The organism is Paenibacillus sp. RC67, assembly GCF_030020805.1.
Classification (GTDB): Bacteria; Bacillota; Bacilli; order Paenibacillales; family NBRC-103111; genus Paenibacillus_S.
Genome location: NZ_CP125098.1, coordinates 7,367,350 through 7,392,941, shown reverse-complemented (window position 1 = coordinate 7,392,941; position 25,592 = coordinate 7,367,350). Strand labels below are relative to the sequence as shown.

Genomic DNA, 25,592 nt, shown 5'->3' with positions numbered 1-25,592 from the left:
CGCAGGACCAATATAGAGTGAAATAAAGATTAGGGGGCCGGCCGCCTATGACAGAGCAAAAATTGCATGAGTGGATACGCCAGATGGCAGAGGGCAGTAAGGAAGCGTTTCGTATTGTTTATGAACAAAGCAAGGAGGAGGTTTTCAGAACGGTAACCCTGTTAGTGAATAACAAGCAGGATGCGAACGATGTTGTAAACGAGGTGTATGCAGAGCTCTTCAAATCACTGCCCAAGTATGATTACAACAAACCGTTTCGATCATGGTTAACAGGGTTAACGATTCGTCAGGTTCATAATTGGAATCGTAAATTGTGGCGAAGATTCAGATTGTATGAGCGCAGTATTCGTATGGAGCACCGTGAACAGGGATTGGACGCTGAATCGGCCTATTTGCGTAATGAACATCGCAGTGAGTTGATCAAGCTTGTCCAAGAACTTAACTACAAGCATCGATCGGTTATTGTTTTACGGTATTATCATGATTACTCGTTCGAGGAAATAGCGGAGCTGTTGGGCATTCCGATAGGAACCGTGAAATCAAGGCACCATACGGCGCTTAACAAGCTGCGTCAGCGATCGACCCATCCGATAACGGAAGATGAAGGAGGTTTTTCCACATGTCCATCCAAAATCAACTGAAATCCGAGCTGCAGCAATATGCCGGGCAGCTGACGTTTCCTCGTGAGCTCGACGGTCGAGTGGAACTTATATTTAATGCTTATGCGGTGAAGAAGCTGCGAAGAGCATCATTAAGGGGCGGTAAAAGAGCTCGAATTGCTCTTGTTGCGGCATGCATTTTCCTGTTCTCAGGCGTTGCTTACGCTTCGAATTTGCTGTACACACTGCAATCGAGTAAGGTCCAAATAGAAGTGACAAAGAATGCCGCTGCTGGGCTTCCAGATAGCTTAAATGAACAAATCAGGGAGACGTTCCGGGAGGTCAGAAGCCAACTGGCACCAGGAGAAGCCGCCGTGGTCTATGTGCAGCCGTTAGAGCAGAGGAAGCTTCCAGCAGTTACGCTGCTGATTCATCCCGTTGCCTACATGGACATCACGCAGTGGAAGAAGCAGGTGGATCAAGCAGGTATTCAGCTCAAAGCTCCCTCAGTACTGCCACAGGGATATGCTTTTGTCAGGGGAGAACTACAGCCGGAGGTCGGCATGATAGATGCACCAAGCTATGCGGTTTATGAGAAACAATTAAAGCAGCAAGCCAGGGAAACCAAGCAAACGATCGTATGGCAAAAAGCGGCGACTCCTTCCATTGGAGCAGGAGTGTTGTACAGTCCAGGATTAATTTATGCAAACGCCCATAACGATCAAATCGAAGTTCGATATCAGCTGCTGCCCGCTACCGATGAGCATTTGGATATAAAGATGGTTACAGGAGACAAGACAACAGGTGAGGAGGTAGACGTAGCAGGTCAAGAAGGATACTACACCGTCAATCATCAATCTGTTTTTGCTGATAAAGGTGAGGCTCGGGATGTGAGCTGGATGGAGCAAACGGTTGGAGGAACGATACTATACCATGTCATGACGTCATCTCCAAATGTAACCAAAGAAGAGCTGCTGGCGGTTGCTAAGAGTCTGAAGTAAACGTACCAACAATAGGAGAAGTCCGCAATCCATTAGGTATTGCGGGCTTTTTGTCCGTTTTACAGCTATCTGAAGCGTCAATCGGTGCTTTATCTTTTTTCTTGTTAAAGGGTATACTGATAGAAGATAGTTTCAGTTCATTCTATTATAAGAAAGGTAGTGCAGCACATGATTTTTAGCGATTTGACGAACTGGGAAAAAGAAAAAGCAGTATATCCTGAAGCGGTTAATAGAGGGATAGAATATATTCGGAGCACGGACTTCAGTTCACTGCCCTTGGGCAAATACGAAATTGAAGGGAACCTTATGTTCGCTCTGCTGCAAGAAGCGACCACGAAGAACTGGGAACAGCAGCGCCCGGAATCGCATCGCACTCATACCGATATTCAGTTCCTGCTATCAGGAGAAGAAGTGATTCGTGTCGCTCCTTTGTCAGAGGAAGCAGTGATTTCAGAGGAGTCATTCGATACGAAAGATATTGCTTTCTATGATAAAGTTGGAGCTGAGAGCTCCTTGGTGCTTCGCCCAGGCTCTTTTGCTGTATTTTATCCAGGAGATATTCATCGTCCTTGCTGCAGTGCTGCCCAGGAACAGCCAATTCGAAAGGTTGTTATCAAAATACATAAAAGCCTGCTAGGGTTGTAATAGCTTATTCACTGTTGCTGTGCTAGTCTGTGGCAGTCGTAATCGGAGACGCTCTGAGCTGGTGAAGATCGGATCAATGGAATGAAGGGAGCAAGTGATGATGCCAATGGATATGACTACGTTTCAGGCTTTGGTAGTTGATAAACAAGGGGAGCGGTTTGAGCTCGGTGTTAGAGAACTGACGGTTGATGACCTGCCGGAAGGAGAGGTTCTCATCCGTGTCAGCTTTTCAGGAATCAATTATAAGGATGGGCTTGCCTGCTTGCCTAACAGTAGTATTGTACGTACGTATCCTCACGTTCCAGGCATCGATTTGGCCGGAACGGTCGTTTCTTCAACCGATGCTCGTTTTCATTCGGGACAAGCTGTGCTTGTCACCGGATTCGATCTTGGTGTGTCGCATTTCGGTGGCTTGAGCCAAATGGCGAGGGTCCCAGCGGAGTGGGTCATTCCTCTGCCTCCAGGTCTGGAGCCGCTCGATGCGATGGCTATCGGTACGGCAGGCTTTACGGCGGCGATATCCATCGACCGCCTGGAGCATAACGGCTTGCAGCCGGGCCATGGTCCCGTGCTGGTTACAGGCGCAACGGGAGGAGTAGGCAGCTTCGCCGTGGCCCTGCTTGCGGCTCGCGGCTATCATGTCGTGGCTAGTACGGGCAAAGCCGCGGAGCACGACTACTTGCGCTCACTCGGTGCGCAGGAGATCATCGACCGCAGCGAGCTGAGCCCGGAGAGCATTAAGCCGCTCGAGAAACAGCGATGGGCGGCTGCGGTTGATCCGGTAGGCGGACGTTCCCTCGCCTACCTGCTAGCTTCCATCCGCTACGGAGGGTCTGTAGCGGTAAGCGGACTTACCGGCGGCGGTGCGATCCCGACCTCGGTCCATCCCTTTATTCTACGCGGTGTTAACCTTCTCGGGATTGATTCAGTGCAATATCCGGCTGAGCGCCGTTATGAGTTGTGGAAGCGGACAGCAGACGATCTGCTGCCGACAGGACATCTGAGCCGGATTGCTCGGCGCATCCGGCTTGACGAAGCACCGCATTATGCGGAGGAAATCATGTATGGACGGATCAAGGGAAGAGTCATAGTGGAATTATGAGTCCCTTTTACAGGTTATAATGCAAATGCCGCATTCTCCTAATAAGGAGGCTGCGGCATTTTTTTTTATCAGGTTGCGTAATATCTTCGATTTTTATGTTGAGCTAAGAAGCGTCAGCACTCTGCGCCTGTCATTTCATTCGTAAACATCCGCTTATACTCCTGCGGAGTCAATTTTTTAGCCGATTCGGGAGCGTAATGGAGCTGAAGCGAGCGGCGCCTTTTATCGGAAAAATTCGGTGGCGTCCCATGGTGCAGCAAGCCTGAGAAAATAAGGGCTCCGCCTGGCTTTAACGGAACGGCGACATCCTGCTCGACTTGTACACTCACATCGCACAGCTGCCAATCGCGAACGGCATAGTGTGGAACGGCTCCTTGTCTATGAGAGTAAGGGATGACATGCATGCAGCCATTATCCAACTCTGCTGGGTCCAGAGCCAGCCAGATTCCGATAACAGATTGATCGTAAGCCAGATTGCCGTAGGCCATGTCTTGATGCCACGGTTTCTCGGCTCCTCCTGAAGGCGGTTTCAGAATGGCTTGGTCCTGCGCTACTTTAGGCGCCTCGCCGAACAAAGCCTCCATGGCTTTCATGATTCCGGGATGATAAGCAATATCTCTTAGCCTAGGCTCATGATCTACGTAGTCATACAGCTTGCGTGCGGCCTGCTCGATTTCGTCCTCAGTGTGAAGCTCTGCCTTCGGCTTCACGAATTGGATCTTCGTTCCTACAGAACGCCCGAACAGAACGTCCATGATGGCTTTCAGCGAGGTGTCGATTTCTTCAGTGCTCAGCACCTCATCGACAACGAGATAACCTCTTTCCCAAAACTGTTTAACATGCTGCTCTGTTAAGTGATTCAAGGTTGGGATGCGATCTCTGGCTATCGAATCGTATCGGTATAACGTCTCCGCGACATGTCTGGCTAGCTGCTCGTCATCCTGATTTTCGTAAGAGTGTAATGTACGCGGGGTAGTTGGTTGGGTCACCTTAATTCCTCCTTAGACTGATGATGCTTTCATCTTATCGGAGAAAGGTGAAGCGTTGAATGGAGGTAAGTGGGTACTTTTTATACTTAAACCGATATTCATTCATTTGGATGAATCTGGCCGTGCATGTGCCTGAGAAGGCTCCGACTTCCATTTGCAATGGGAAGGCGGAGTTCCATAATGCTCTTTGAACTGCTTGCTGAACAAATAAACGGTAGAATAGCCCAAGGCTTCCGCAACCTGAGATACGTTCATGGGTGTTTCCATGAGCAGGTGCATGGCTCTCTCCAGTCGAACGTCGGTAATATATTGTTTGATAGAAGTGCCTGTATATTTTTTGAATAGAATGCTCAAATACTCCGGAGACAGCTGAACTTGTCCCGCTATGTCGTGGTGGGAAGCCCGTCTGCCCGGGTTCTCACGAATATAGCTGATGACACGGGCAATCAGCTGCTTATGCTTACCAGTGGATTGGGAGTCATCCGTCCTCTGCCAGCGAAATAGATGAAGCATCGTTTGCTTCATCATCAAGTCGAATTCGATATCCTCCCATGCTTCCTGCGCATGAATCATCTGCAGCTGCCGATTCAGCAGCATTTCGAATAGCAAGGTATCGCTAACGACGGTATAGCGCTCAGGTAGAGGCGATGGCTGGCAAAGATCACCGGTTTGCGGATTTATCATGGAAAAATGAATGAAAATGACGGTCAGCCTGTCCTCAGGATCTTGTGTGGTTTCGGGCACATCTCCTGGACGGATGAGAAAGCAGGTTCCTTTTCCTATGGGATAATCTATTCCGTTGATCGTCATTTTCCCAGTTCCCGACATGGCATACCATAAATCGTAATCGGATAGCGGCTGATGGGGCTGCCAGTGCCAGCTTGGCTCGCAGCGGGCTTTTCCTGTGTTAGGGCTGCGTTGAAACTGTACGTTTAACAGTGAGTTCATTTCGTTCATGGTTTCACCGTCCTCAGAGTTTTGCCGAAGAGAAAACTTGCTTCGAAAGCATGTGCTAAGCTATTAAGTAACAGCATAGCACGAACTTATCCCAAGTCGTAGAGAGAAAATAATTTCGTCTATCGACGGGCGATTCCTAGTGAAACATTTCCACTCCTGCCAGCGTAATAAGAAGTACATAATGGAAAAAAGATGGAAGGAAATACAAAGGAGGTCACATTAATGGATGCCAAGACAGTCTATTTCTCGGATCGATTCTTTTCGACGGGCTTTACGGATATTGTCAACGAGAATAATGACAAGCTAGGAGAGCTCAATCTGCAAAGTATGTTCACTGCAGGGATTCATGTTCTGGATGAGCGGGGAGACGTATCGTACAGCGGTAAATTTCGTTTTTTCTCTAATGCTTGGCTGGTATTCGACCGTTATGGCGAAGAGATCGGCGTTCTCAAGGCCAAGATGTCCCTCTTTTCCAAAAGGTACTGGTATGAAGGCTCGCAAGGGGAGCTTGAGATTGAATCGCCTGCATTTTCCCGGGAGTATACGGTAAGCACGATGGGAGGAGAGACGGTTGCGGAATTTAAGAGAACCGATGGCTTCTTTGGTGCAGGAGCTTTTGCATTATCCAACCACTCTAAGATTCCGATGGAGGAGCTTATATTGGTCGTGATGGGTGTGCATGCCATTCAAAAAAGGCATAACAACGCTGCCTCCACCTAAAGCGGTAATACAGCTCTATCCTTAGCGAAAATAAGCCGGACTATTATCTTTTATAAAATGTATTGATTAAGCGAATGCGGAGAGACTATCGGGTAATATTGGAAACCTTAAATTGAGGTGAACAGCATGCCGATGGTTGAGATTAACGGAGTTAATTTGTTTTACGAAAAGGTCGGAAGCGGGGTACCCATTGTATTTATTCATCCGCCCATGCTGACAGGAGACGTGTTCGCCTATCAGCGGCGGCAGCTTTCGGACACGTTCCAGGTCATAACATTCGATGTCCGTGGACACGGAAGAAGCGGTCAATCGGAGGCAAAAGTAACGTACGAGCTTATCGCAGACGACATCCTACAGCTGCTTGACGCGTTAAATATTCCCCAAGCGGTGCTATGCGGTTACTCTACCGGAGGCGCTGTAGCGCTGGAGGGGATGCTTGCCTATCCGGAACGGATTCTCGGGGGAATCCTTATCAGTGCGATGTCCGAGGTGAGCGATTGGTTCAATAAGACCCGAATTTGGACGGCCATGCAATTGTGCAAGCTATCTGGTAAAAAGCTGCTATCCGCTGCTATAGCCATGGGAAATGCCGACATGATGTCAACCTTTAAGCAATTGTATTCCAAAGGGGTGCAAGGACAGATCCGCAGTATGCGGCAATATTTTGAATGCAGCTACGGCTATAATTGCACTGGCAAGCTTCACCGCATTCATAAACCGGTGCTTCTTATTTATGGGGAGAAGGATACCGGCTTCCATCGTTATGCACATCTGATTCAGAGACGCATACCCCACTGCACATACCATCTGATAGCGGGAGCACAGCATCAAATTCCAACCAAAAACCCGCGTGAAATGGCGGAGCTGATTCGCTTATGGATGGAGGATCCAGCATTGACTCCGCTGTCGGCACCTACCGCTGTGGAGGAAGAGCTACTATTGGAAGACTTGCTAACCTTACACGCGGGACTGCTCCAGGAGCCGCCTCCAGAATCAGAGACGGTCCATCAGCATCCATAGCATGCGCCGCGGCTTGCCATTAGTGCTCTTCCAACCGTTTCATGAAATCTTCAACGGCGCTGTAGCCTTGCTGGCGAAGGTACCAATTGTTCGCAGCTGCTTCGACCAGTCCGGCCACATCTCTGCCAGGTTGAAGCTGGATCTCAATATGGGGGATGCGCACATCCATATAGTCCGTGAAGGTAGATTCCAGCTCCAGATCGTTATTTAACGCATCATCCTTCCATTGCGTCAGCTCGATATCGAGCACAATACGCGTTTCATCCTGAAACGCTCTTCTTCCATACAGACGGGATACATTAATAAGTCCGATGCTGCGCAGAGCCAGGAACTCTTTGCTTTTTCCATTATGAGTTCCGATTAGCGTCTCAGGACTGATTTTCTTAAGCACGACAATATCGTCCGCAACCAACCGATGGCCTCGGCGAATGAGCGTATGGGCCGTCTCACTTTTTCCAACACCAGATTTACCCCGAAGTAATATGCCGATTCCCGAGACATTAACAATGACTCCATGGATTGTAATCTCCTGGGCTAACGCCTTCGTTAAATAGCCGTCCACCAGCTCCAGAAATTTAGGTGTCGCCTCATGGGTTCGCAGCAGAGGAATGCCTTCCTCCTCGCAATATTTCATTAAATATTTAAGCCCTTCCTGATTGCGGGTAACGACGAAGCAGGGGGGATGGTATTTCACAATATTGCCGATTCTTTCGTTGCGTTCTTCTTCACTTAGCGTATGCAAATAAGTAATTTCTTTGCTCCCCAGCACCTGCACACGTGCTTGTTGAAAAAAATCGAAATATCCAACAAACTCCAGTCCAGGGCGGTGGGTCTTAGGCTTTTCAATCGTTCTATGCAGCTCTTTCTCGCCGGCAAGCACTTCCAAGGAGAAGCGCTTCACCAGATCCTGTACAGTCACAGATTTCGTCATCGTTGTTCTCCTCTTGTTCATTTTTTTCGTGCTTCTAACCATTCTACACGGACCGTCTGTTTCCCTTTGGAAAGTATGCTTTTTTAACGAAATCGCTGGAGGGGGTTGGGAATACAAGCATCTTTCTGGTAAGATAACGTAAAGGGCCTCTTATCCAAGAGGCCTTATTTTTTCAAAGGAGGTCAGAACAAAAATGAAAGCGTTATACGGATATTTTACGGAAGGCGAGATTGTTCGCAGCGGAGGTGATCCTTATTTTGAACCATAGTTTGCTCCAATCTGCCAGACTGCAGCTGATTCGCCAGCTCGTATATTTTGACGAGGAAAGATTTCATATTCTGGATAATTACTTTGCTAATGAACGAATGAAGAAAAAAGGCGAGCAATTCGTCGAGGAGTATACCCGGACTTTAGAAGATATCATCGCTAATTTTGAGGAAGATAAGCTTCATTCCGTCGCGCTGATAGGAAGTGAGATCCAGACGGTGGACGAAGGCTTTGAGGATTGCTATACGATTGTATTTCCGCATCAGGCTGACCCAGAGCGCAACCAGATTTCTTTTCTGGCTCCATTCGGATTCCAGCTGCTAATGGCAGCACAGGACGAGAGCAGATCAATCGAAACTCCGATAGGCAGCTCGAACGTACAAGTACGTCAGGTGAAGTATGTCAATATGGGAGAGCCCTATGATAAGCCAAGAATGTAGCATTTTATAATATCATATGAGGAACAGGAAGCCCTTAGCTGATTTTTTTTGGCTGTAAGGGCTTTTTGTTTTCTTTGGGTTTTGAATATGGGACATAGTCCCTATTTATTCACAATGCAGCAACTTTTTTTGAAAAAAACAATTAAAATTCGACAAAATCTATAAAGAATTAGGCCTATCTTGTCGAAATAAAGATGGGGATGAAATGTAAATGAAAGGGAAAAACGCTTTCAAAAAATAGAGAAAAGACCCTACAAAGCAGACAGAATCGGAGGAAAACGGAATGAAAGAGAAACTATTACGGGATATGGTCATGAAAGCTTCGCAGCTATCTTTGTACAAGAAATTGTTCTTCAGCTTTTTGATCGTACTCCTGCTGCTATCGGCTGTAAGTGCAACCTCACTGACCCAAATGAGCACAATGGGCGTGAAGTCCAAGCAAATGACGAAAACGGGCTTGCCGAGCGTTGTTTTACTGGGGAATTTGAACCACGATATTAAAGAACTGGATGATCTGATTCTTCGCATTCAGCTGAATATGCCAGAGAAGAGCTCAGGGGAGATGTCCAGTATGGGAATGACTGATGAAGTCGTTACTCAGCCGGATAGAGCGAAGGCGCTGTTTGGAGAAATTCAGTCCAAAACCAAGATGTTGGAGAAGATCGCAATTACAGACAAAGATATCACGCTTCAAAAATTGTTTGCTAAGCAATGGGAATCGTATGAAAACTTGTTTCCTACGATTCTAAGTGCAGCTCAGCAGCACGGTCCCGATGGGATGAGGTTGATCCAACAGGCAGATGAATTTATTAGCGGATGCAGCATGATTATTGATGTGCTCACTCGCAATATTCAGACCCATGCAGATGGATGGTCAGAGGAGCTGGAAGATTCGAATCGTTCCGGGGTTATTTGGGTTATTGTGCTTAGTATTCTGGCTATCGCAGTTGGATTAGCTGTCTCCTTCTTTATGGCACGGCATGTATCCAAACCGCTTAAAGAGATGAGCAATTCAGCGAAACGGATATCGGAAGGCGACTTATCAGAGAGAGCAGTAGCTCTAAACCGTAATGATGAAATCGGCGAGCTCAACGCTGCCTTTGTACATATGGCCAACAATATGAGACAAATGATCGAAACCATTAATGAGCACGCGCAGCTGGTCACTGTATCCGCAGAACAGCTGAAGTCGAGTTCAGGTGAAATGCAGCAGACCTCCGCTGAAATAGCCGCAACCGTTAAGGAAGTGGCTACAGGAGCAGATCAACAAACGTTAACGATGGAAGAAACGTCACGCTCTATGGAGGAGGTTGGAGAAGGAATCAGCCGTATGGCGGAGAGCGCTTCTTCCATTGCCGAATCCGTTGAATGGACGAAGCAGCAGGCGGAAAGCGGCGAGGCCTTTGTTCAAAATACGGTGAATCAGATGCAATCCATCCATTCTTCGGTTCATCATACTGATCAAGTGATTGATATGCTGGAGAATAAATCGCGCCAGATCGGCAGCATCTTGTTGGCGATTCAAGAAATTGCGTCGCAGACCAATCTATTGGCGCTTAATGCCGCCATTGAGGCTGCACGTGCAGGCGAGCAGGGGCGCGGATTCGCCGTTGTTGCTGGCGAGGTGCGCAAGCTTGCTGAGCAGTCAGGCAGCTCCTCAAACGAAATTGCCAAGCTGCTTCACGAGATTCAATCGAGTATCCGTGAGTCCGGCGATTCAATGGGGAAAGTGAAGGACGAAGTCCAGATGGGTATCGAGCTAGTTAAGGGAACGGAGCAGAACTTTAACCAAATCTTAGTCTCGACCTCACATATCGCATCACAAATTCAGGAGATGGCAGCAACTTCCGAGCAAATCTCGGCCGGAGCGCAGCAAATCACCGCAGCGGTTCAGCAAGTGGCGTATATTGCCAAAGAAACGGCCTCTTCATCCCAAAACGTATCGGACTCGGCACAAGGCCAGCTTCATACGACGGAGGAAGTGCAAACCTCGGCCCAATCGTTATCCAACATGGCGGGAGAGCTGCAGCAGCTTTTATCCCAATTTAAAACCGCATAGTTTGAAGCCTAGTTATAGAACAGCCCGCAGCTGCAGCCAATGCAGTTAGCGGGCTGCTTTTGTTCTATTTTGCAGTGCTTCCTTCTTGCGGCTAGTCTCATTTGGATAAGTGTTACCCATTCAGGTAATAGTAATAAATGGGATTTAGCTTTGAGGCGGTGAAGATATGACGAACCCAGAGAAGAATGAGACAAAACTGTCTGTGGATCTCAAGAGCAATATAGATTACATCCAAAATAAAATGGGGTTTCCAAGCGACCTGGTCATTAGAGAATTCAAGATTGGCACGGGGCATTCCGGTGCGATTATCTGTATCGATGGGTTAGTCAATAGAGAGCTGGTCAACGAGCTGATTTTAAAAAGCATGCTCATCAACCTAGGTGAATCCAATAAGACAATCCCTGCATTCGGGGATGAGCTTGTTACCCGATTTCGGGCTGTTTTTATACCAGGAATATTATACAACGTGTAAGAAAATTAAAGATGATTGGGAAGAAGGGAAGTAGCTTTTCTCCAAAGCTGTTATAGAGGTGACAGTTGAATCTGAAATTCAGAGGAGCGGCAGTGTATTAAGGTCAGAGAGGGGACATTGATTTTGTGGGAGATCATTCTTAGGCGATTACCTTCTGGTATGGTTATTCTCTGTACGATTCTTACGGTAGCTGTTCCGTTATTTTTGTATAAGATTTCGGATTTGATTCATAAGTACGGGGACCCTCCTTGGAAAAAGTCATAACGGATACCTATAGCCACTGCAAAAACAGACACTGTATCGTGTCTGTTTTTTACACCTATGATCGCTTAGTTTGGCTACTCTGGGTCAGATGGAATGATTTCATCCAGCTCGGTTTCTTGTTGGTTAGCTTGCTCCGATACTGCTTGATCCAGCTCGCTTTCTCCTTGCATTTCTCCAGCTGCTTGCACCTGGTCGTTCAGCTGCTCCTCCGCTTGTCCGATTCCTGTAGCGCCTTGATGTCCTCTGCTAGTAGGCATTCCTTCGTACCTCCGATAATTAATTTTTTTGATTGAAATACCAACAGTAGTATGGACGGATGGTTGGAAAAGAATGCACTCTTTTTGTAGGCTAGCTTACCTTAATGACTTTTACTAAACCAGAAAGCATTCCAAGATGCACGGCTTCATGGGCCACGGCAAAACTAAGGACTTCCGCTGGGCTCATAAAACGCAAAGGTCCCATTTCAAACGGCTTCTCCAGCTGCTGCTCTAACGATTCCGCAGGGAGCTTCGTCAGCACTTCGCATTGTCCAGACAGGTGATGTATCAACTCTTCCTTGGATGGTGGAGTAACCGTCCAATCCGTTGGTTGGGTTCCAGTTATGAATAAGGAGAAGTAGTGTTCAGGCAGCTTATACTCGAAAGCGGTTTGATTAGCAAGAAACCAATTCATCATCGTTATCATGTGACCTACGTTCCATCTAATCGTATGGTTAAATCCATTAGGTTGTTTATCGTACCATTCCTCCGGAATCGCCTCGACGGAACCTAAGACCAATTGACGAACCGTTACACCATTTTTAATGATTGCTTGTGACATTGAACATTCCTCCTAAAAGGGTATTGGTGGTTCTTACAGCCCTATCCTAGCTCGAAAAAACCTGCCATTACCATACATTTCACTGCAATTTACTGCCACAAAGTCATTTTTTAAAAATAAAAACGACCGATTTCTCCTATTTTTGAGAAAACGATCGTATTCGTTGCTTAGCTTGCATTTTTTTCCTTGAGCATGGTGGCGACTAATTTGGCGCCTGCATTTTGCCAATTGTAATAGGTGCGTTCCGGTACATAAGTTCTAAACCACTCTAGAGCTTCCAAAGAAGATGGATCTAATTTGTCCGGGGAGTAGCGGAGACTGTAAGGCTTGATGCCAATAATATAAGGAAAGTAGAGCGCATTGTAATGCCTCCATTCATCGGCTGTGCCGAACGATTCGTCTTGCCTTGGCTTTAATTGCCCTACGCTTTCTAGGAGTACGGCCTTTAACTCGACCGCACGTTCGACAACTTCATCATCAGCCCCGCGCTCTTTCAATCTGCGTTCAATCAGCCTCAGCTGAGTAAGAGGACTGGCAGCGATTCGCTGCAGATCGCCAAATTGACTTAGCGCACGTCGTGTATGCCTGTATAGCTCCTCTTCATCCATTTCTTCTGGCTGTGCTTGATCGTCTATGCGAACTTGAACGTCCTCAACCAACCTCAACCGTGCTCGGTCTTCTCGCAGCTTCGGAAAGGTTGCGAACGCAATGCTGTCCAATAAGGCCCGAACGGGGTACACATAGACCTGGAAAGTAATCGAAATGACGATACTAACAAGCAGGAGTGATACCGTTACTGCGTTCCAGCCTGCTCCCAGAAGGATGACGATGGCTACTTGGCCGGAGAACAATGCTGTAAAGATAATGGAATAGTCAAAGGATCGGAGAAAGTCAGGAAGCCACGTTTCTCCTTGTGATTCCACTTCCTTTATTAAACGATGAATACCGAACAAGGCCAAGGTGGCGGAGAAGGGTGCGAGCGCCCATGTATTGGAGTCATCCCACCAATGTAGCGAGTAACCAAAGGCGGTAACAACTCCAAGGAGTAACGGCAATACGGTAGTGAAACGGCCAAAGCCAGTAAGTTTCTTCCATATAGAGGGATTCGGCTGCGGTTCATCTTGTATGGCGAAAGAGCTCCAAACCACTGCGCTTAACCAAGCGGCAAATGACAAATATAGGCATAACGAAGGAATCCATGCCACTAACGAGGTTATCGGAGGATGTGCGGTAGAAAGCAGTAAGGAAGCCCCGATGCCTAAAGTGTTGAGAATTATGCTGATTCCGCAAAGCAGCAAGCGAACGTTTCGTTTATCTCGGTTGCTTATATATAATCCTAGCCAGAATGTAATGCCAAACGTAATGAATGAAACCGTCATGTCTCCTCATCATTCCTTTTCTATATGTATTCTATGTCATGGGGGGCAGCAATGGAAGGCTGTTATTCTGAAGGGTTACCTGTCATGAGTTATGTCTTAGATTTTTCTATAAACCATTATAAACGCAAATAATATGATTAGCGGAACTTTTTTCCATAATATTGATTATTAGTCACACAGAACAGAAAAAAAGAGTGAGGCCCGGTACATTTTGCTTGTGTACTGGACAGTCACTCTTGTTTTGGTTATAGAGCTGTTTATTACTTCACCGTTTTGTTGTAAGCAGCGAGCTTGCTGCTAATTTCTTTGGCAGCGGCATCGAGCGCTTCCTTCGGCTGCTTCTTGCCGTTCAATACTTCCTCAATCGCCGTCTCAGTCAGCTGGCGTGCTTCAGGGAATACGCCCATAACTGCGCCTTGAGTAGCGGTATTTGCCTTGGTAGCATGAAGCTGTTCAACCGCTGTTTTCAATTGTGGATATTTGCTTAAGTTGTCTTTGACCGTTTGTTCGTCATACGCTTTTTTTGTAATAGGGAAGTAACCGGTGTTAACATGCCAGTAAGCTTGCTGCTTTGGTTCGGCTAGAAACTTGATGAACTCCCATGCACCCTTTTGTTCAGCTTCGCTGCGGTTGTTTAGGATGTACAAGCTCGCACCGCCAACGATCACACCACCGTCTTTAGCATCAGTAGGCTTAGGCAGGAAGGCCGTGCCGACCTCAAATTTGCCTTGCGCTCCGTCAACTATTCCACGAAGAGAGCCAGTAGAGTCGAGTGTCATGCCGATTTGACCAGCGAGGAACGCTTTTTTCGTATCATCGGTTTTACGTCCGAGATTCAAGGCGACTTTATCGTCCACCATCTGCTTCCACCAAGTTAATGTTTTGACACCTGCGTCGCTGTTGACCAAAGATTCGGTGGCCACCGCTTTGCGACCGTTACCGTTGTTCAGGAGTTCAGCGCCCTGATTGGCAAAAAACTGTTCCATCAACCAACCGTAGATTGCGAAGGATGCCCCTGTTTTGCCGTCTTTAGTCATCGCTTTGGCTGCTTTGGATATGTCTTCGTAGGTTACAGGTGGTTTCTCAGGATCAAGACCGGCCGATTTAAACATGTCCTTGTTGTAATACAGGACCGGATTGGATGTATTGAATGGCATAGAGTTCAGCTTGCCGTCAATTCGGTAGTAGTTCAAAATGTTTTCTTCAAGCTGGGATAGATCGTATTTATCTTCATCGATGAATTTTTGCATAGGGGTGATGGCTTTGGAGTCAATCATGAAGCGGCTGCCCACTTCAAACACTTGGATGAGCGCCGGTCCGCTCTTGGAATCCATGGAAGCCTTCATTTTATTCAAGCTTTCATCGTAGGTTCCTTGGAATACGGCTTCCACCACAACGTTTTTCTGGGATGCGTTGAAGTCAGATACGAGCTTGTCTACCGCTTTGCCAAGCTCTCCGCTCATGGAGTGCCACCAGACGACCTTCACCGGCTCCTGACTCTTAACAGGCGCTGCGGGCTGGGAAGCGCTGCCTCCTTCGGCTCCTTGTTGAGTCGCATTGCTGCCGCATGCGGATAACGCCATTACGGATGCCATACAGAGCGGAATCAGGCTTTTTCTCATAAAGCTCTTCATTTACTTCTTCTCTCCCTTTTTTTGGATGTGCGTCAACGGAAATGTTGAACACATGCTTTTTTATTTATTTGAGGATAGGTGTCCCGATGACAACAAGGACAAGCTATGTTCAAACGAAATGGCGTTCATTCTGAATGTGAATCCCACATTAGATCGTTAATTTCGAATCAGCGGAACAGAACAAAGGGCTAGCCCTTTAAAGCTCCTGCCGTTAAACCGCCCACCAGCTGCTTAATGCCCAAGACAAGAAGCAGAAGCGATGGCAGCAGCACGATAGTTACGCCGGCGAGTACCAGATTCCAGGAGGTCATTTCTTCAAATTGCAGCATGCTGATGCCGATTTGAACGGTACGCATTTTTTCTCCATTAGTGATCAATAGCGGCCACAGGTACATGTTCCAATGCGTAAGGAACGAGTACACTCCCAGTGTAGCCAGTGCAGGGCGGGACAGCGGCAGCACAAGACGGAAGAAGCAGCGAAAATGGCCGCAGCCATCGATACGAGCGGCTTCGAACAGGCCGGCGGGAAGCTGAAGGAAAAATTGGCGAAGCAGGAACGTTCCGAATGCCGTAGCTAGGAAAGGAATGATCAATCCTTCGTAGGTGTCCAGCCAGCCCCAGCTTTTGACTGTCAAATAATTCGGGATCATCGTCACTTCCCAAGGGATCATCATCGTCGAGAGAAAGAGGGCGAACAAGACACTTTTGCCGACGAATTTTAAATAAGCGAAAGCGTAAGCGGCCAAGCTTGCTGTAAGCAGCTGTCCGATCATGATAGCGGTAGAGACAAACAAACTGTTGGTAATGAATTTGAAGATGGGGACAGTCTGAGTTACTTTAATGAAATTATCCCAATATAGGCTGCCAGGAATGAACTTGGGCGGATAGGCCGAAGATTCAGCAGGCGTCATGAAAGCAGCGGACAAGGTGAAAAAGACAGGGTACAGTACCAGTGCCGCCGCGATACACAGCAAAATATAGAGCAGCGTTTGCTGCAAGCGAGACCTCATTGGTAGTGCACCTTCTTTTCAAAAAATTTGAACTGAATCAGTGTCAGTACAAGAATGAATGCGAATAGCAAGAGCGCCTGCGCGCTGCCGATACCAAATCGGAAATTAACGAACGCATCCTGATAGATGTTATAAACAACGACATCCGTCGTATTCATGGGCCCGCCTCTGGTCAAGATGTGCATTTGTCCGAACGTTTGGAATGCACCGATGACTGAAACAATGGCGGAGAAAAAGAGGGTCGGGGAAATTAAAGGCAGTGTCAGTTGTACAAAGGTACGGATGGGGCCTGAGCCATCGATTTTGGCACTATCGTAGATTTCTTCAGGAACGCCTTGCAGTCCGCTCAAAAGCACAATATAGTTGAAGCCGAGGTTCATCCATACGGTCATGAATGATACGGAGAGAAGCGCTACAGCCGGGTCAGTAAGCCAGCCTACCGGAGCCATGCCGAATAAGCTGAGAACATAATTTAATACCCCGACACTCGGATGATACAGCATCATCCAGATGACAGAGCCCGTTCCCACCGAAATCGCAATGGGAAGTGAGAACACAAATTGAAACGCGCGCATCCCCCGCAGCTTATTGTGCGATAGCGCAGCAAGCAGGAGAGCGATCACAAGGCATGTAGGCACAGTAAGTAAAGTGAAGGAAAACGTAACCTTCAGACTCTGGTAAAATTTGTCCGAGGTCAGCAATTCTTGATAATTGTCCAGTCCGGCGAATTCTGCAACCCGGCCACGCGGATCGGTCAGGTGTAGGCTGAGATAGATCGATTTAACCAATGGATAAAAAAGAAAGATGCCGAACAGCAGTAGTGACGGAGCCATAAACAAATAAGCGAGCAGATTTTCCTTCCACCGCAATGGGTTCAAGCTTCGGATACGCGATATGCGCCTCGGCCTGGACGCGACAGCGGAAGGCATCCCGATATCTTTTGGCATAAGACTCATCTTTGATTTCACCCCTAACGGTTATCACAGTAAGTACACGGTGGAGTGCCGTATCTCAACTGCCTCGTTCAGTATAAGTCCCGGGTGTAAAGAGAGAGTTAGGGGGATCTAAAGGTTTTATTGAGAGAAGGATGGAGATTCATATTAGCTTAACAATTAAAAGGGAGTGGAGAGGAAGGGATTTTAGCCAAATCCATCCCGATATCTTAATAGAAGATATAAAAATAAGACAATTGTATTGCAGTAAGGCAAAAGGAGGTTATTTCGATGGATTTACTCTATGAAACTACTGTTTTTTAATAATTCGTATGATAAAATAAAGTTTAATTACATTAAATTGGAACTTCGAGGTGGAATTCCATGGTATCCAGAAGCTCGGTCACAAAAGCGGCATCCGCAGCGGCGGTCATGTCTGTTATTGCTGTGCCCTCCGTCGTAATGGCCCAACAGCCCGGAACGGCTGCTCCAGCTGCTGTTGTACATCCTATTCAAGATATGACGATTGCACAAGGAAGCGAAAAAACGATATATTTGAACGATTATTTAAGCAATCTCAGCTCCTATAAAGTAACTTCAAAGTCTGTTAGCGGTGTTGTCTACGCGACCTATTCGTACTTAGGAAGCAATCCTTTGAGTCTGCGTGGAGATCAAGTTGGCTCTTCGATGGTAACGATATCCAACGATACCGGGAAGCTGGAGGAATTCAAAGTACATGTTCTGGACGCTGGAGCGGACAAACGTATCGATATCGGGGACGTAACCAAGTATATCGCAGCGCATCCTGTGGATGTGACTCAAGCTGCAGATGTAAGGACATTGTTGAACGGTATTGAGCCATTGAATAACACCAGTGCTCCGACGCCTGGTGTGAACGGGAAGCCGAATCCTATTGTTTTAGTAGCGGGCCAGACGGAAACGCAAGCGGTGCCTATGGCTTCTTATTTTACCAAGACGGCTGAAGAGAGTTTGAAGTTCAACGCTAAAAGTTCCTATGATTATATTCATGCAAGTATCGATCAAGCAGGCGTATTGACGCTTACGGGAACCTCGGCATTAGGACAATACGTAGGGACTAGCGTAGAAATCCAGGTTATCGCTACGAACCAGTACGAAAAAAGTGTGACGTTGAATGTTCCGGTTACTATTCAGGCAGGCAATATTCCTGTGGTAAAAGGCACTCCAAATCCTATTAACTGGAAGCTAGGGGTGTCGACGGCTCAGACCATATCGATGGCTACCTATTTCAGCTCGGATTCGCCTTTAACCTATAGTCTTGAAAATCTGCCTTCAACTATATTCGCCTCCATTAATGAAGACACCGGTCAGCTTGTCATCCAAGGAGTACAGGCAGCATCAGATGGTTCTGAAGTGTTTCAAGTCAAGGCTACGAACAAATTCGGCAGCGTTTCTGTATCTTTGACGGTTCAATTCACTGTGAAACGGAATCCGATTCCTGTGGTCGTCGGGCTTCCTGATCCAATTCAATGGATTGTAGGTCAATCAGAGCCGCAAACCGTGTCGATGGCGACATACATCGTTACTGAACCTGACTCGCCATTGACGTATAGAATCAAGAGTAAATCGGCGTATATTGATGCTGCTATAGATGAACTTACAGGCAGATTAACGATGAATAGCGTGAATCTTTCTTCTTTACCGACAGATACACCTTTCATCCAAGTAGCGGCAACAAATACATACAATAACAGCGCAATGATCAGCATTCCTGTCCTGTTTGAGTATCTGGCACCAGAAGTGACATCAAATCCTGACCCAATAGAATGGATTGTGGGGGCTACAGAGGCTCAAATACTGAATGCTTCTGAATTTTTCATGGATAGATCAGGTCCAGGTACGCATTTAACTTATAGTCTGGAAAATTTGCCTTCAACCCTAACTGTCGCCATTAATCAGGACACCGGCCGACTTGTGATCCAAGGGGTGCAAACGGTAACTGGCGGTTCAGAAGTGTTTCAGGTGAAAGCTACGAATCCTTTCGGTAAAAGTGCTTCCATTTCTTTGAAGCTTAATATTATTGCCCCTTATACGATCCAATGGAAAAAAGATGACCCTATGAATTACCCGAATCCTTATTTTGTTCCTTTATCGACGTTCTTTGACAGTACAGGGGCAACCGCTTTTGAAATTTTGCCATTATCGTGGGAAAGTCATGTCAGCGTATCGGTAGCTAATAACCATACAGAGCAGGCCCAACTTGTTTTTGAAGGGATCATGGGAGATACGACCTTCACGGTTCTAGGAACCAATCCGACTACCGGCATATCCAAAGAAAGAACGATCCTTTTCGTTACCGATTACGCTCCTCCTACAATAGAAAAAGAGGCGGAGCATGTAACGGTATCCAACGGCCGGGAGTACGGGGAAGGGTACCCTCTCTTTTTAAATCAATATTTCAAGAGCTCGGATAGCGGGGATAACCTACAGTACAGTATCGTGGAGGACACGAATCTTTCCGGAGAGGTTTTTGCAGTGCTGCGCGGAAGCGAGGACAACAGATGGATTGAATTTATAGGAGCCTATTTTCCGGACAATATAACCACAACCACCGTTGTCAAAGTAAAAGCGACGAACATGTACGGCAAAAGCGCTGTACTGGACATTCCGGTAACGGTAGAAGCGGCACCTCCACCGATGGTGGCGGGGAATCCAACTCCAATCTCCTATACGGATGGGCTCGCTACGAATGCCTTTCAAATTGAAAATTTGTATGAGTTTTTCAGAGGAAATGAACTGGATCTTGCGGTTGACAATGTAGAGGAGTTAAAGAGCCAGTATCATACGTCAGCAGGTATCGATGGGGGAGATCTTTTTGTTGAGGTTCAATCCCCATTAGGCAACCACCAGCCTGTTACCTTCTACGTCAAGGTGAAGGCTACCGACAGATTTAATCAATCGGCGCTGTTAAATATTCCATTTACCGTAAATCCGAATGCTGCACCTGTATTGGATCCCGATGGAATTAATACAATCTATCTTGATCACCGAGATGGAATGAATCTTATTGATTTGGACCTACTTGGACTTTTCACAGATGTGGATGCGGATAAAGGTGATAAATTGAATTATACCCTAGAAGTGACAAGCTCTATCCAGGGTGATATAACGTCAGATCACTATATGACTCTTAGCGGCTCAAGCATCGATATGGGTGCCACAGTTAAAGTCTCGGCTCAGGATAAAGCGGGCAATGTCATTAATAAAACCATCTCTGTTCAGTCTTCTCCGCTCGGTGAAAGTAATGTAGATCGTGTATATTCTAATTCGGTGATTACCGTCATTTATCCCGATACCATACTTCCAGCGCTGGCAACAGACGATAAGTCAAAAGCTATTTATTTGGTAGACATAAACAATCCGAATAATATATCTTATAATGCCTATCACATGTCTAACGATAATTATGTAAATATAATGAACGGCAGCTCATTAAACTATCCGGTTGTTATCAACTTGCATTATGTGAACAAGGTGGATCATACGTTAACGTTAGACGTATTCCCCATCTTTAGACCACCAGCGTAATGTCATTGAGTTAAGATGAGGTCAACTCACGGGTTGACCTCTTTCTATTCCGTCAGGAAGAGCAGCTTAGCAAAAGGGGAGGGCAAAACTGCGTGGAGGAGATCCAGAATACCCATCAAGCCATCAAGGAGGCATTACAGCAGCAAGAGTATTTACAAGCTGAGCGTTTAGCTAAGGAGCGGCTGGAGGAGGACCCTCTGGATGCACAGAGCTGGACATCCTTAGGCGAAGCGTTAATGCATCGCGGCTATGGTGCTGCGGCCCGCATGGTTTTTGAACGTGCATGGCTGCTGGACCCCGAGGCTATGTGGATGCCACGTATCCAGTCGGAGCTCAGGAAGAGGGAAGCGGGATCGGAGCGATATGATATCGAGCTGCTGCTGTTAACGCAGCCAGTGAGGATAAGTGCTGCCATTATCGTTAGGAACGGTGAAGAGACGATTGAGCGATGTGTTCGGAGCTTGGCGAAAGCAGCGGACGAAATTGTGGTGATCGATTACGGCTCAACCGACCGGACGTTAGAAATCGTTGGCAGCTTACCATGGGTAAAGCTCCTTCAGGTGGTATGGCACAATAATTTTGCACAAATCCGTAATGAGGCACACAAGTACTTAAATGGAGATTGGGTGATTTGGATTGAGGCTGACGAACAACTTCATCCGGAAGACGCCAATAAAGTACGAGTGGCAGCATCATTGTTTCAGCGGAGTGAGGTACCTGTAGCACTTGATTTGATCTTGCTTCAGAGCAAAAATGGAGCCTTGATAGAGACCTGTACGAATTCGCGCATGTATCCACTGCGAAAAGGGCTTTCTTTTGAAGGGAGCGTTTATGAACGATTGATTGATGGAGCTGCGAATGATGGATCCTCTACTATAATTAGCCGGAAAATTAGGGTCAGGCTGGATTTACTAAGTAACCCCACCATCGAGAGAGGTATAGTACAGACTCGACAAGAGCTGCTTCATAGGATGCTGGAAGAACAGCCCCATAATCCAATAGGACTCATAAATTACAGCCAGGAGCTTATTCTACAAAGCCGCTGGGAAGAAGCATTACACTACGTGAACGAAGCAGATAACAAAGCTGCAGGGATGCCTGAATTCTCAGGGCGAATAGAACTCGCCTCTCTTAAGCTTCGCCTCCTGATCGAGCTGAATCGCTGGGAAGAAGCGGAGCAGGAAGTACAAGCGGCGCTTCTGTTATTTCCGGACTATCCCGACTTTTCATATTTCTTGAGTCAGATCCATATCTTCAAGGCAAAGCAGCTTTATAAAGAAGCTGAGTACAGCCTAAATCTGGCAATGCAAGGCTTCTCCACTTACAGAGGGCCAGATCCGATGGATCATGATATTGCAGGTTGGAAGAGCAGCTATATGATGGCAGAGCTAGCTTATGATTTGGGGGAGCTAGCGGGAGCGGATGAGGAATACGCGAAGCTGCTTCAATTATTTCCTGAATGGGACGAGCTTAAGAGGAGACGCGCCGTGATACAGGAACAAAGATCTGTGCTGCAAAACGATAGGAAAGGGGGGAGAAACCATGGATGAAGCTGTAGGATACGCTGAACGAATCGTTCAAAGCTTGCATCACCGAAACTTTGATACTGCAGAGCTGCTTTCCATCCAGTATATCCAAGTATCCCCTGCTGCGGCGCAGGGGTGGTTCTTCTTGGCTCAGTCGCTATTGGAGCGGCAGCATGGGGCTATGGCTCAAATGGCTTTTCAACGTGCATGGCTGCTCGATCCTGAGGCTAACTGGGTACAATCCGTTTTTGCAGCGCTGAAGCAGTCGGAGATGGGACCAATAAGAGAAGACATTCTGGAGCTGCTCAAGGTAAAAAAAGTCACCATAACAGCAGCTATTATGGTGAAGAACGAGGAGCGTTGTATAGATCGATGCTTACAAAGCTTGATCGGGGCCGTAGACGAGATTGTTGTCATGGATACAGGATCAACGGACCGAACCATGGATATCGTACGGCAGTTCCCGGAGGTAAAGCTGTACCAATCGGAGTGGAAGGATAGCTTCTCCCAGCTGCGTAATGAGATACTTCCTTTGCTGACAAGTGATTGGGTCTTGTGGGTGGATGCTGATGAAGTGCTTCATTCCGAGGATGCACGACACTTGCGCGAAATTGTTGGATTATTCGATGGCTCGGAGCTGCCTGTTATCTTGCAGGTTTGGATGGCCAATCAATACGGCAGCCATTTCAAGCAAGATTTTTCCCAATCGAGGATGTTTCCTCTTCGCTTTGGACTTCGCTATTTCGGCCGAATTCATGAGCAGATAGCGCCTCCGGGAGGGCTACAAGAGCGGGTGAACACGATCAGCCGTAAAGCGAGGATCCGTCTGATCCATGACGGCTATGATCCGGCGATTTGGAAAGGACGGCGCAAAAGCGATCGCGCATTGAAGCTCTTGCAGCTCATGGTTGAGGAAGAGCCCCGCAATCCGTCTGGTTGGTTTTTTTATGGGAGAGAGTGTTTTAATAATGGCGAGCATGAACGCGCCTTCACCTACTTGCAGGAGGCAGAACGATTGGCACAAGAGACGCCTGGTTTTTCTGCGATAGGAACGGTTCGCCTCTATTTGGTTAAAATCCACCTGATACGTCACGCGTGGGAGGAGGCTATAAGGCTATGTACCGAGATATTGCGGATGACCCCTGATTATCCTGACGCTCATTATCATTTAGCCCAGGCTCAGGTTGGCCAAGCAAGAGGTCTCGTTCAGCAGTCCAAAAAGGAAATGGTAGCCTATCATGAAGCGATAATCTCCTATCGTGGAACGATTTCACCCGACCCAGAGCTGAAGGCTTGGAAAGCAGGGCTTCAAATGGCAGAGCTAGCGGTGCACAGCGGCAAACTGGCCGAAGCGAAGAAGCTGCTTGATTATTATACGGAACAATTTCCTGATGTGGTGCGATTACAGATAGAACATCATCATTTGGAGGAGAAAATCAACAGGCTGCTAGTCGGAACGACGAAAGAAGTAGTAAGTAATGAAGGCGAGGGTAACGATTAACACAGTGCAAAAGCCGAGAATGCTAGCTGGAATGCGTCCCCAATCTCGGTTGTTATACTTGAAGCTCGGAGATTGCAGCACTTCTCATTCAACTCAGCTCTCCTCGTGCTCTTCCAATATCAAGGTAAGGCCGCAGGAGGGGCATGACTTTGTCATGGAAGTAACTCGGAAGCCACAAGCTGGGCACGATTCTTCAACAGTAGCGGCAGCGGCTTGCTGGTAATGCTGAGCCGATTCACTGGGGAAGTAATCTCGAATAGCTTTACCATCGACTTCTATTACCTGCAGCTCCTCTGTAAGCATCCAGGTAATATTCCCATAGCGATCACTCAATGCGGCTAACGGAATTTCCGCTGCTTCTTCATGCGGGAACATGCTTCCTCCCATGACGCTTGGCAGCAGCGCTTTATAGGCTCCATATCCAGTACCGATGAGGACAAAGATTTTACCGCTTTCTTTATGTTTAACGAGAGTTGCCATAAGGACATCATCCTCCTTATCCGAAGTTATCTCATTTGATGCCTAGACGATCTAACAAATCTTGAGGTTGTGTAAGCTGATCGAAGTCTTTGAATCTGTCGCTTAGTTGGAAGAACCATGCAGCACGATACGCTCTGATCCCGCATGCTTGAGCGCCCTCCAGCTCTCTGGAGCCTCCATCACCGACAAAAACGGCTTCTTCCGGCTGCACTTGCAAGCGTTCACAAGCTAATGCGTAAATCTCGGGATCGGGTTTGGCATAACCGGTTTCATAAGAGAACACAACCTCGTCGAAATAAGGGGCCAGGTCACAGCGCTCCCAGGCGCGAATTTCTTCCTCCGTGCAGTTGCTAATCAATCCGATGCGAATACCACTGCTTTTTAACCTTTTTAACATATAAATAACGTGCGGAGAGAGCGATTGAAAGGGAACTAATTTGGCATATAGCCGTGAATCATAGAGCTTTTGGATGTAGGCTTCATCCAGCGTTTTTCCTTTGCTGCTCCAAATATCGCGAAGAACTGAAGGATAATCGGGAAAGGTACCGTTCATTCTCTGCTCCTGCCGCGTGCGCCATTCCTCGTCATATTCTTGCCTGGTCAGTCCCTGCTGCTCATCAAAATCATGAATTCTAGGTACTTTACGTACCCCTTCAGCAAACTCAGTAATTAAGGTTTCGAACAAATCGAACAAAACGGCTTTCATAGCTGTTGAGCTCCCTCTTTTTGTGAATTTGAACAGTGGAGGTTAAATGGTGGATTTCGCCACGGGAAGCTGATCGAGAAACTGCTGGACTTCACGGGGAGATCGCAGAATGTAGATCGTCTTTTGACTGTTTAGTTCGCTTAGCTTTTGCAGCAATGCGGGGCGGCTAACGCTTCGATAGCTCCAGACCCACTTGACGAATTTCAAGTCCAAATGCTCGGGACAGCCTGGGGTTAGATCGGGTCGTGTTTTGTTATGGAACATAATTCTTCTCTTGATGATACGGTAAATGCACAGATGCCGTGGCATATCGAGAAAAATAATCGTGTCCGCCGCGGCCAATCGTACATCCATCGTTCTTCCGTAATTGCCATCAATGATCCACGTTTCCTTTCCTACCAATTGCCTCATTAGAGCATCCCATTCATCCTTTGGCGTTGGCTCCCACCCAGGTCGCCAGTTCAGAGCATCCAGATGATGGACGGGAAGTCCGGTCCGTTCGCCCAACTGTCTTGAAAATGTTGATTTACCTGCACCACCGGAGCCTATAACAACCACTTTATTCATCGTCA

Annotated in this window: 24 protein-coding genes; 12 read left to right on the top strand and 12 right to left on the bottom strand. The window is 47.1% G+C overall.

Annotated elements, in window-relative coordinates; genetic code table 11:
• Positions 1 to 47: 47 nt before the first annotated feature.
• The 4 genes from QMA13_RS33355 (at position 48) to QMA13_RS33340 (ending at position 3,347) form a co-directional block, all read left to right on the top strand.
• Positions 48 to 641: a sigma-70 family RNA polymerase sigma factor gene (locus tag QMA13_RS33355; RefSeq protein ID WP_282937925.1), complete on the top strand. Its 594-nt coding sequence runs from the start codon at positions 48 to 50 to the stop codon at positions 639 to 641.
• Positions 620 to 1,600: a hypothetical protein gene (locus QMA13_RS33350; RefSeq protein ID WP_282937924.1), complete on the top strand. Its 981-nt coding sequence runs from the start codon at positions 620 to 622 to the stop codon at positions 1,598 to 1,600. The genes QMA13_RS33355 and QMA13_RS33350 overlap by 22 nt, the downstream gene beginning before the upstream one ends.
• Positions 1,601 to 1,768: 168 nt before the next feature.
• Complete coding sequence (locus tag QMA13_RS33345) at positions 1,769 to 2,245, top strand: NanQ anomerase/TabA/YiaL family protein (protein ID WP_282937923.1); 477 nt, start codon at positions 1,769 to 1,771, stop codon at positions 2,243 to 2,245.
• Between the two features lie 112 nt (positions 2,246 to 2,357).
• Positions 2,358 to 3,347 carry an acrylyl-CoA reductase family protein gene (locus QMA13_RS33340; protein WP_282937922.1) on the top strand — a complete coding sequence of 330 codons (990 nt, stop codon included), beginning with the start codon at positions 2,358 to 2,360 and terminating at the stop codon, positions 3,345 to 3,347.
• 113 nt (positions 3,348 to 3,460) lie between these two features.
• Here QMA13_RS33340 and QMA13_RS33335 read toward each other — a convergent pair whose 3' ends face one another.
• Together QMA13_RS33335 and QMA13_RS33330 are read right to left on the bottom strand one after the other, a co-directional pair.
• A complete protein-coding gene (locus QMA13_RS33335) occupies positions 3,461 to 4,336 on the bottom strand; it encodes a phytanoyl-CoA dioxygenase family protein (RefSeq protein ID WP_282937921.1) in 876 nt (291 codons plus the stop codon).
• 102 nt (positions 4,337 to 4,438) lie between these two features.
• Positions 4,439 to 5,293, bottom strand: a complete 855-nt coding sequence (locus QMA13_RS33330) for an AraC family transcriptional regulator (protein WP_282937920.1) — start codon at positions 5,291 to 5,293, stop codon at positions 4,439 to 4,441.
• 222 nt (positions 5,294 to 5,515) lie between these two features.
• On the opposite strand from QMA13_RS33330, the gene QMA13_RS33325 reads away from it, so the two are divergent.
• Positions 5,516 to 6,013, top strand: coding sequence for an LURP-one-related/scramblase family protein (locus QMA13_RS33325; protein ID WP_282937919.1), 498 nt, complete (start codon positions 5,516 to 5,518; stop codon positions 6,011 to 6,013).
• A 126-nt stretch (positions 6,014 to 6,139) separates the two neighbouring features.
• Positions 6,140 to 7,033 carry an alpha/beta fold hydrolase gene (locus tag QMA13_RS33320; protein WP_282943674.1) on the top strand — a complete coding sequence of 298 codons (894 nt, stop codon included), beginning with the start codon at positions 6,140 to 6,142 and terminating at the stop codon, positions 7,031 to 7,033.
• Between the two features lie 19 nt (positions 7,034 to 7,052).
• Here QMA13_RS33320 and hprK read toward each other — a convergent pair whose 3' ends face one another.
• On the bottom strand, positions 7,053 to 7,964 hold the full coding sequence (gene hprK, locus QMA13_RS33315) for an HPr(Ser) kinase/phosphatase (RefSeq protein WP_282937918.1): 912 nt from the start codon (positions 7,962 to 7,964) through the stop codon (positions 7,053 to 7,055).
• Positions 7,965 to 8,221: 257 nt separating this feature from the next.
• Here hprK and QMA13_RS33310 point away from each other — a divergent pair, with 257 nt between their 5' ends.
• The 3 genes from QMA13_RS33310 (at position 8,222) to QMA13_RS33300 (ending at position 11,202) form a co-directional block, all read left to right on the top strand.
• Positions 8,222 to 8,671 carry a GreA/GreB family elongation factor gene (locus QMA13_RS33310; protein ID WP_282937917.1) on the top strand — a complete coding sequence of 150 codons (450 nt, stop codon included), beginning with the start codon at positions 8,222 to 8,224 and terminating at the stop codon, positions 8,669 to 8,671.
• Between the two features lie 283 nt (positions 8,672 to 8,954).
• Entirely contained in the window at positions 8,955 to 10,730 is a 1,776-nt protein-coding gene (locus QMA13_RS33305) for a methyl-accepting chemotaxis protein (RefSeq protein WP_282937916.1), read from the top strand.
• A gap of 166 nt (positions 10,731 to 10,896) precedes the next feature.
• Entirely contained in the window at positions 10,897 to 11,202 is a 306-nt protein-coding gene (locus tag QMA13_RS33300; protein ID WP_282937915.1) for a spore germination protein, read from the top strand.
• 338 nt (positions 11,203 to 11,540) lie between these two features.
• Here the strand turns inward: QMA13_RS33300 and QMA13_RS33295 are convergent, their stop codons facing one another.
• The 6 genes from QMA13_RS33295 to QMA13_RS33270 all read right to left on the bottom strand — a co-directional run bounded on the left by QMA13_RS33295 (position 11,541) and on the right by QMA13_RS33270 (position 17,264).
• Complete coding sequence (locus QMA13_RS33295) at positions 11,541 to 11,723, bottom strand: hypothetical protein (RefSeq protein ID WP_282937914.1); 183 nt, start codon at positions 11,721 to 11,723, stop codon at positions 11,541 to 11,543.
• Between the two features lie 91 nt (positions 11,724 to 11,814).
• Entirely contained in the window at positions 11,815 to 12,285 is a 471-nt protein-coding gene (locus QMA13_RS33290; protein ID WP_282937913.1) for a DinB family protein, read from the bottom strand.
• A gap of 167 nt (positions 12,286 to 12,452) precedes the next feature.
• Complete coding sequence (locus QMA13_RS33285; protein ID WP_282937912.1) at positions 12,453 to 13,664, bottom strand: hypothetical protein; 1,212 nt, start codon at positions 13,662 to 13,664, stop codon at positions 12,453 to 12,455.
• 260 nt (positions 13,665 to 13,924) lie between these two features.
• Complete coding sequence (locus QMA13_RS33280; RefSeq protein ID WP_282937911.1) at positions 13,925 to 15,298, bottom strand: ABC transporter substrate-binding protein; 1,374 nt, start codon at positions 15,296 to 15,298, stop codon at positions 13,925 to 13,927.
• Between the two features lie 188 nt (positions 15,299 to 15,486).
• On the bottom strand, positions 15,487 to 16,308 hold the full coding sequence (locus tag QMA13_RS33275) for a carbohydrate ABC transporter permease (protein ID WP_282937910.1): 822 nt from the start codon (positions 16,306 to 16,308) through the stop codon (positions 15,487 to 15,489).
• A complete protein-coding gene (locus QMA13_RS33270) occupies positions 16,305 to 17,264 on the bottom strand; it encodes a carbohydrate ABC transporter permease (RefSeq protein WP_481858068.1) in 960 nt (319 codons plus the stop codon). The genes QMA13_RS33275 and QMA13_RS33270 overlap by 4 nt, the downstream gene beginning before the upstream one ends.
• Positions 17,265 to 17,624: 360 nt before the next feature.
• Here QMA13_RS33270 and QMA13_RS33265 point away from each other — a divergent pair, with 360 nt between their 5' ends.
• From QMA13_RS33265 to QMA13_RS33255, 3 genes are all read left to right on the top strand, one after another.
• On the top strand, positions 17,625 to 20,807 hold the full coding sequence (locus tag QMA13_RS33265; protein ID WP_282937909.1) for a hypothetical protein: 3,183 nt from the start codon (positions 17,625 to 17,627) through the stop codon (positions 20,805 to 20,807).
• Between the two features lie 92 nt (positions 20,808 to 20,899).
• Entirely contained in the window at positions 20,900 to 22,357 is a 1,458-nt protein-coding gene (locus QMA13_RS33260) for a tetratricopeptide repeat-containing glycosyltransferase (RefSeq protein WP_282937908.1), read from the top strand.
• On the top strand, positions 22,350 to 23,834 hold the full coding sequence (locus QMA13_RS33255) for a glycosyltransferase (protein ID WP_282937907.1): 1,485 nt from the start codon (positions 22,350 to 22,352) through the stop codon (positions 23,832 to 23,834). The genes QMA13_RS33260 and QMA13_RS33255 overlap by 8 nt, the downstream gene beginning before the upstream one ends.
• A gap of 93 nt (positions 23,835 to 23,927) precedes the next feature.
• Here QMA13_RS33255 and QMA13_RS33250 read toward each other — a convergent pair whose 3' ends face one another.
• The 3 genes from QMA13_RS33250 to QMA13_RS33240 are packed head-to-tail and all read right to left on the bottom strand — an operon-like array spanning position 23,928 to position 25,587.
• On the bottom strand, positions 23,928 to 24,314 hold the full coding sequence (locus QMA13_RS33250) for a hypothetical protein (protein WP_282937906.1): 387 nt from the start codon (positions 24,312 to 24,314) through the stop codon (positions 23,928 to 23,930).
• Positions 24,315 to 24,345: 31 nt separating this feature from the next.
• Positions 24,346 to 25,020 (bottom strand): HAD family hydrolase, encoded by a 675-nt coding sequence (locus QMA13_RS33245; protein WP_282937905.1) that lies wholly within the window; start codon positions 25,018 to 25,020, stop codon positions 24,346 to 24,348.
• Between the two features lie 42 nt (positions 25,021 to 25,062).
• Positions 25,063 to 25,587, bottom strand: coding sequence for a DNA topology modulation protein (locus tag QMA13_RS33240; RefSeq protein ID WP_282937904.1), 525 nt, complete (start codon positions 25,585 to 25,587; stop codon positions 25,063 to 25,065).
• Between the last annotated feature and the right edge of the window lie 5 nt (positions 25,588 to 25,592).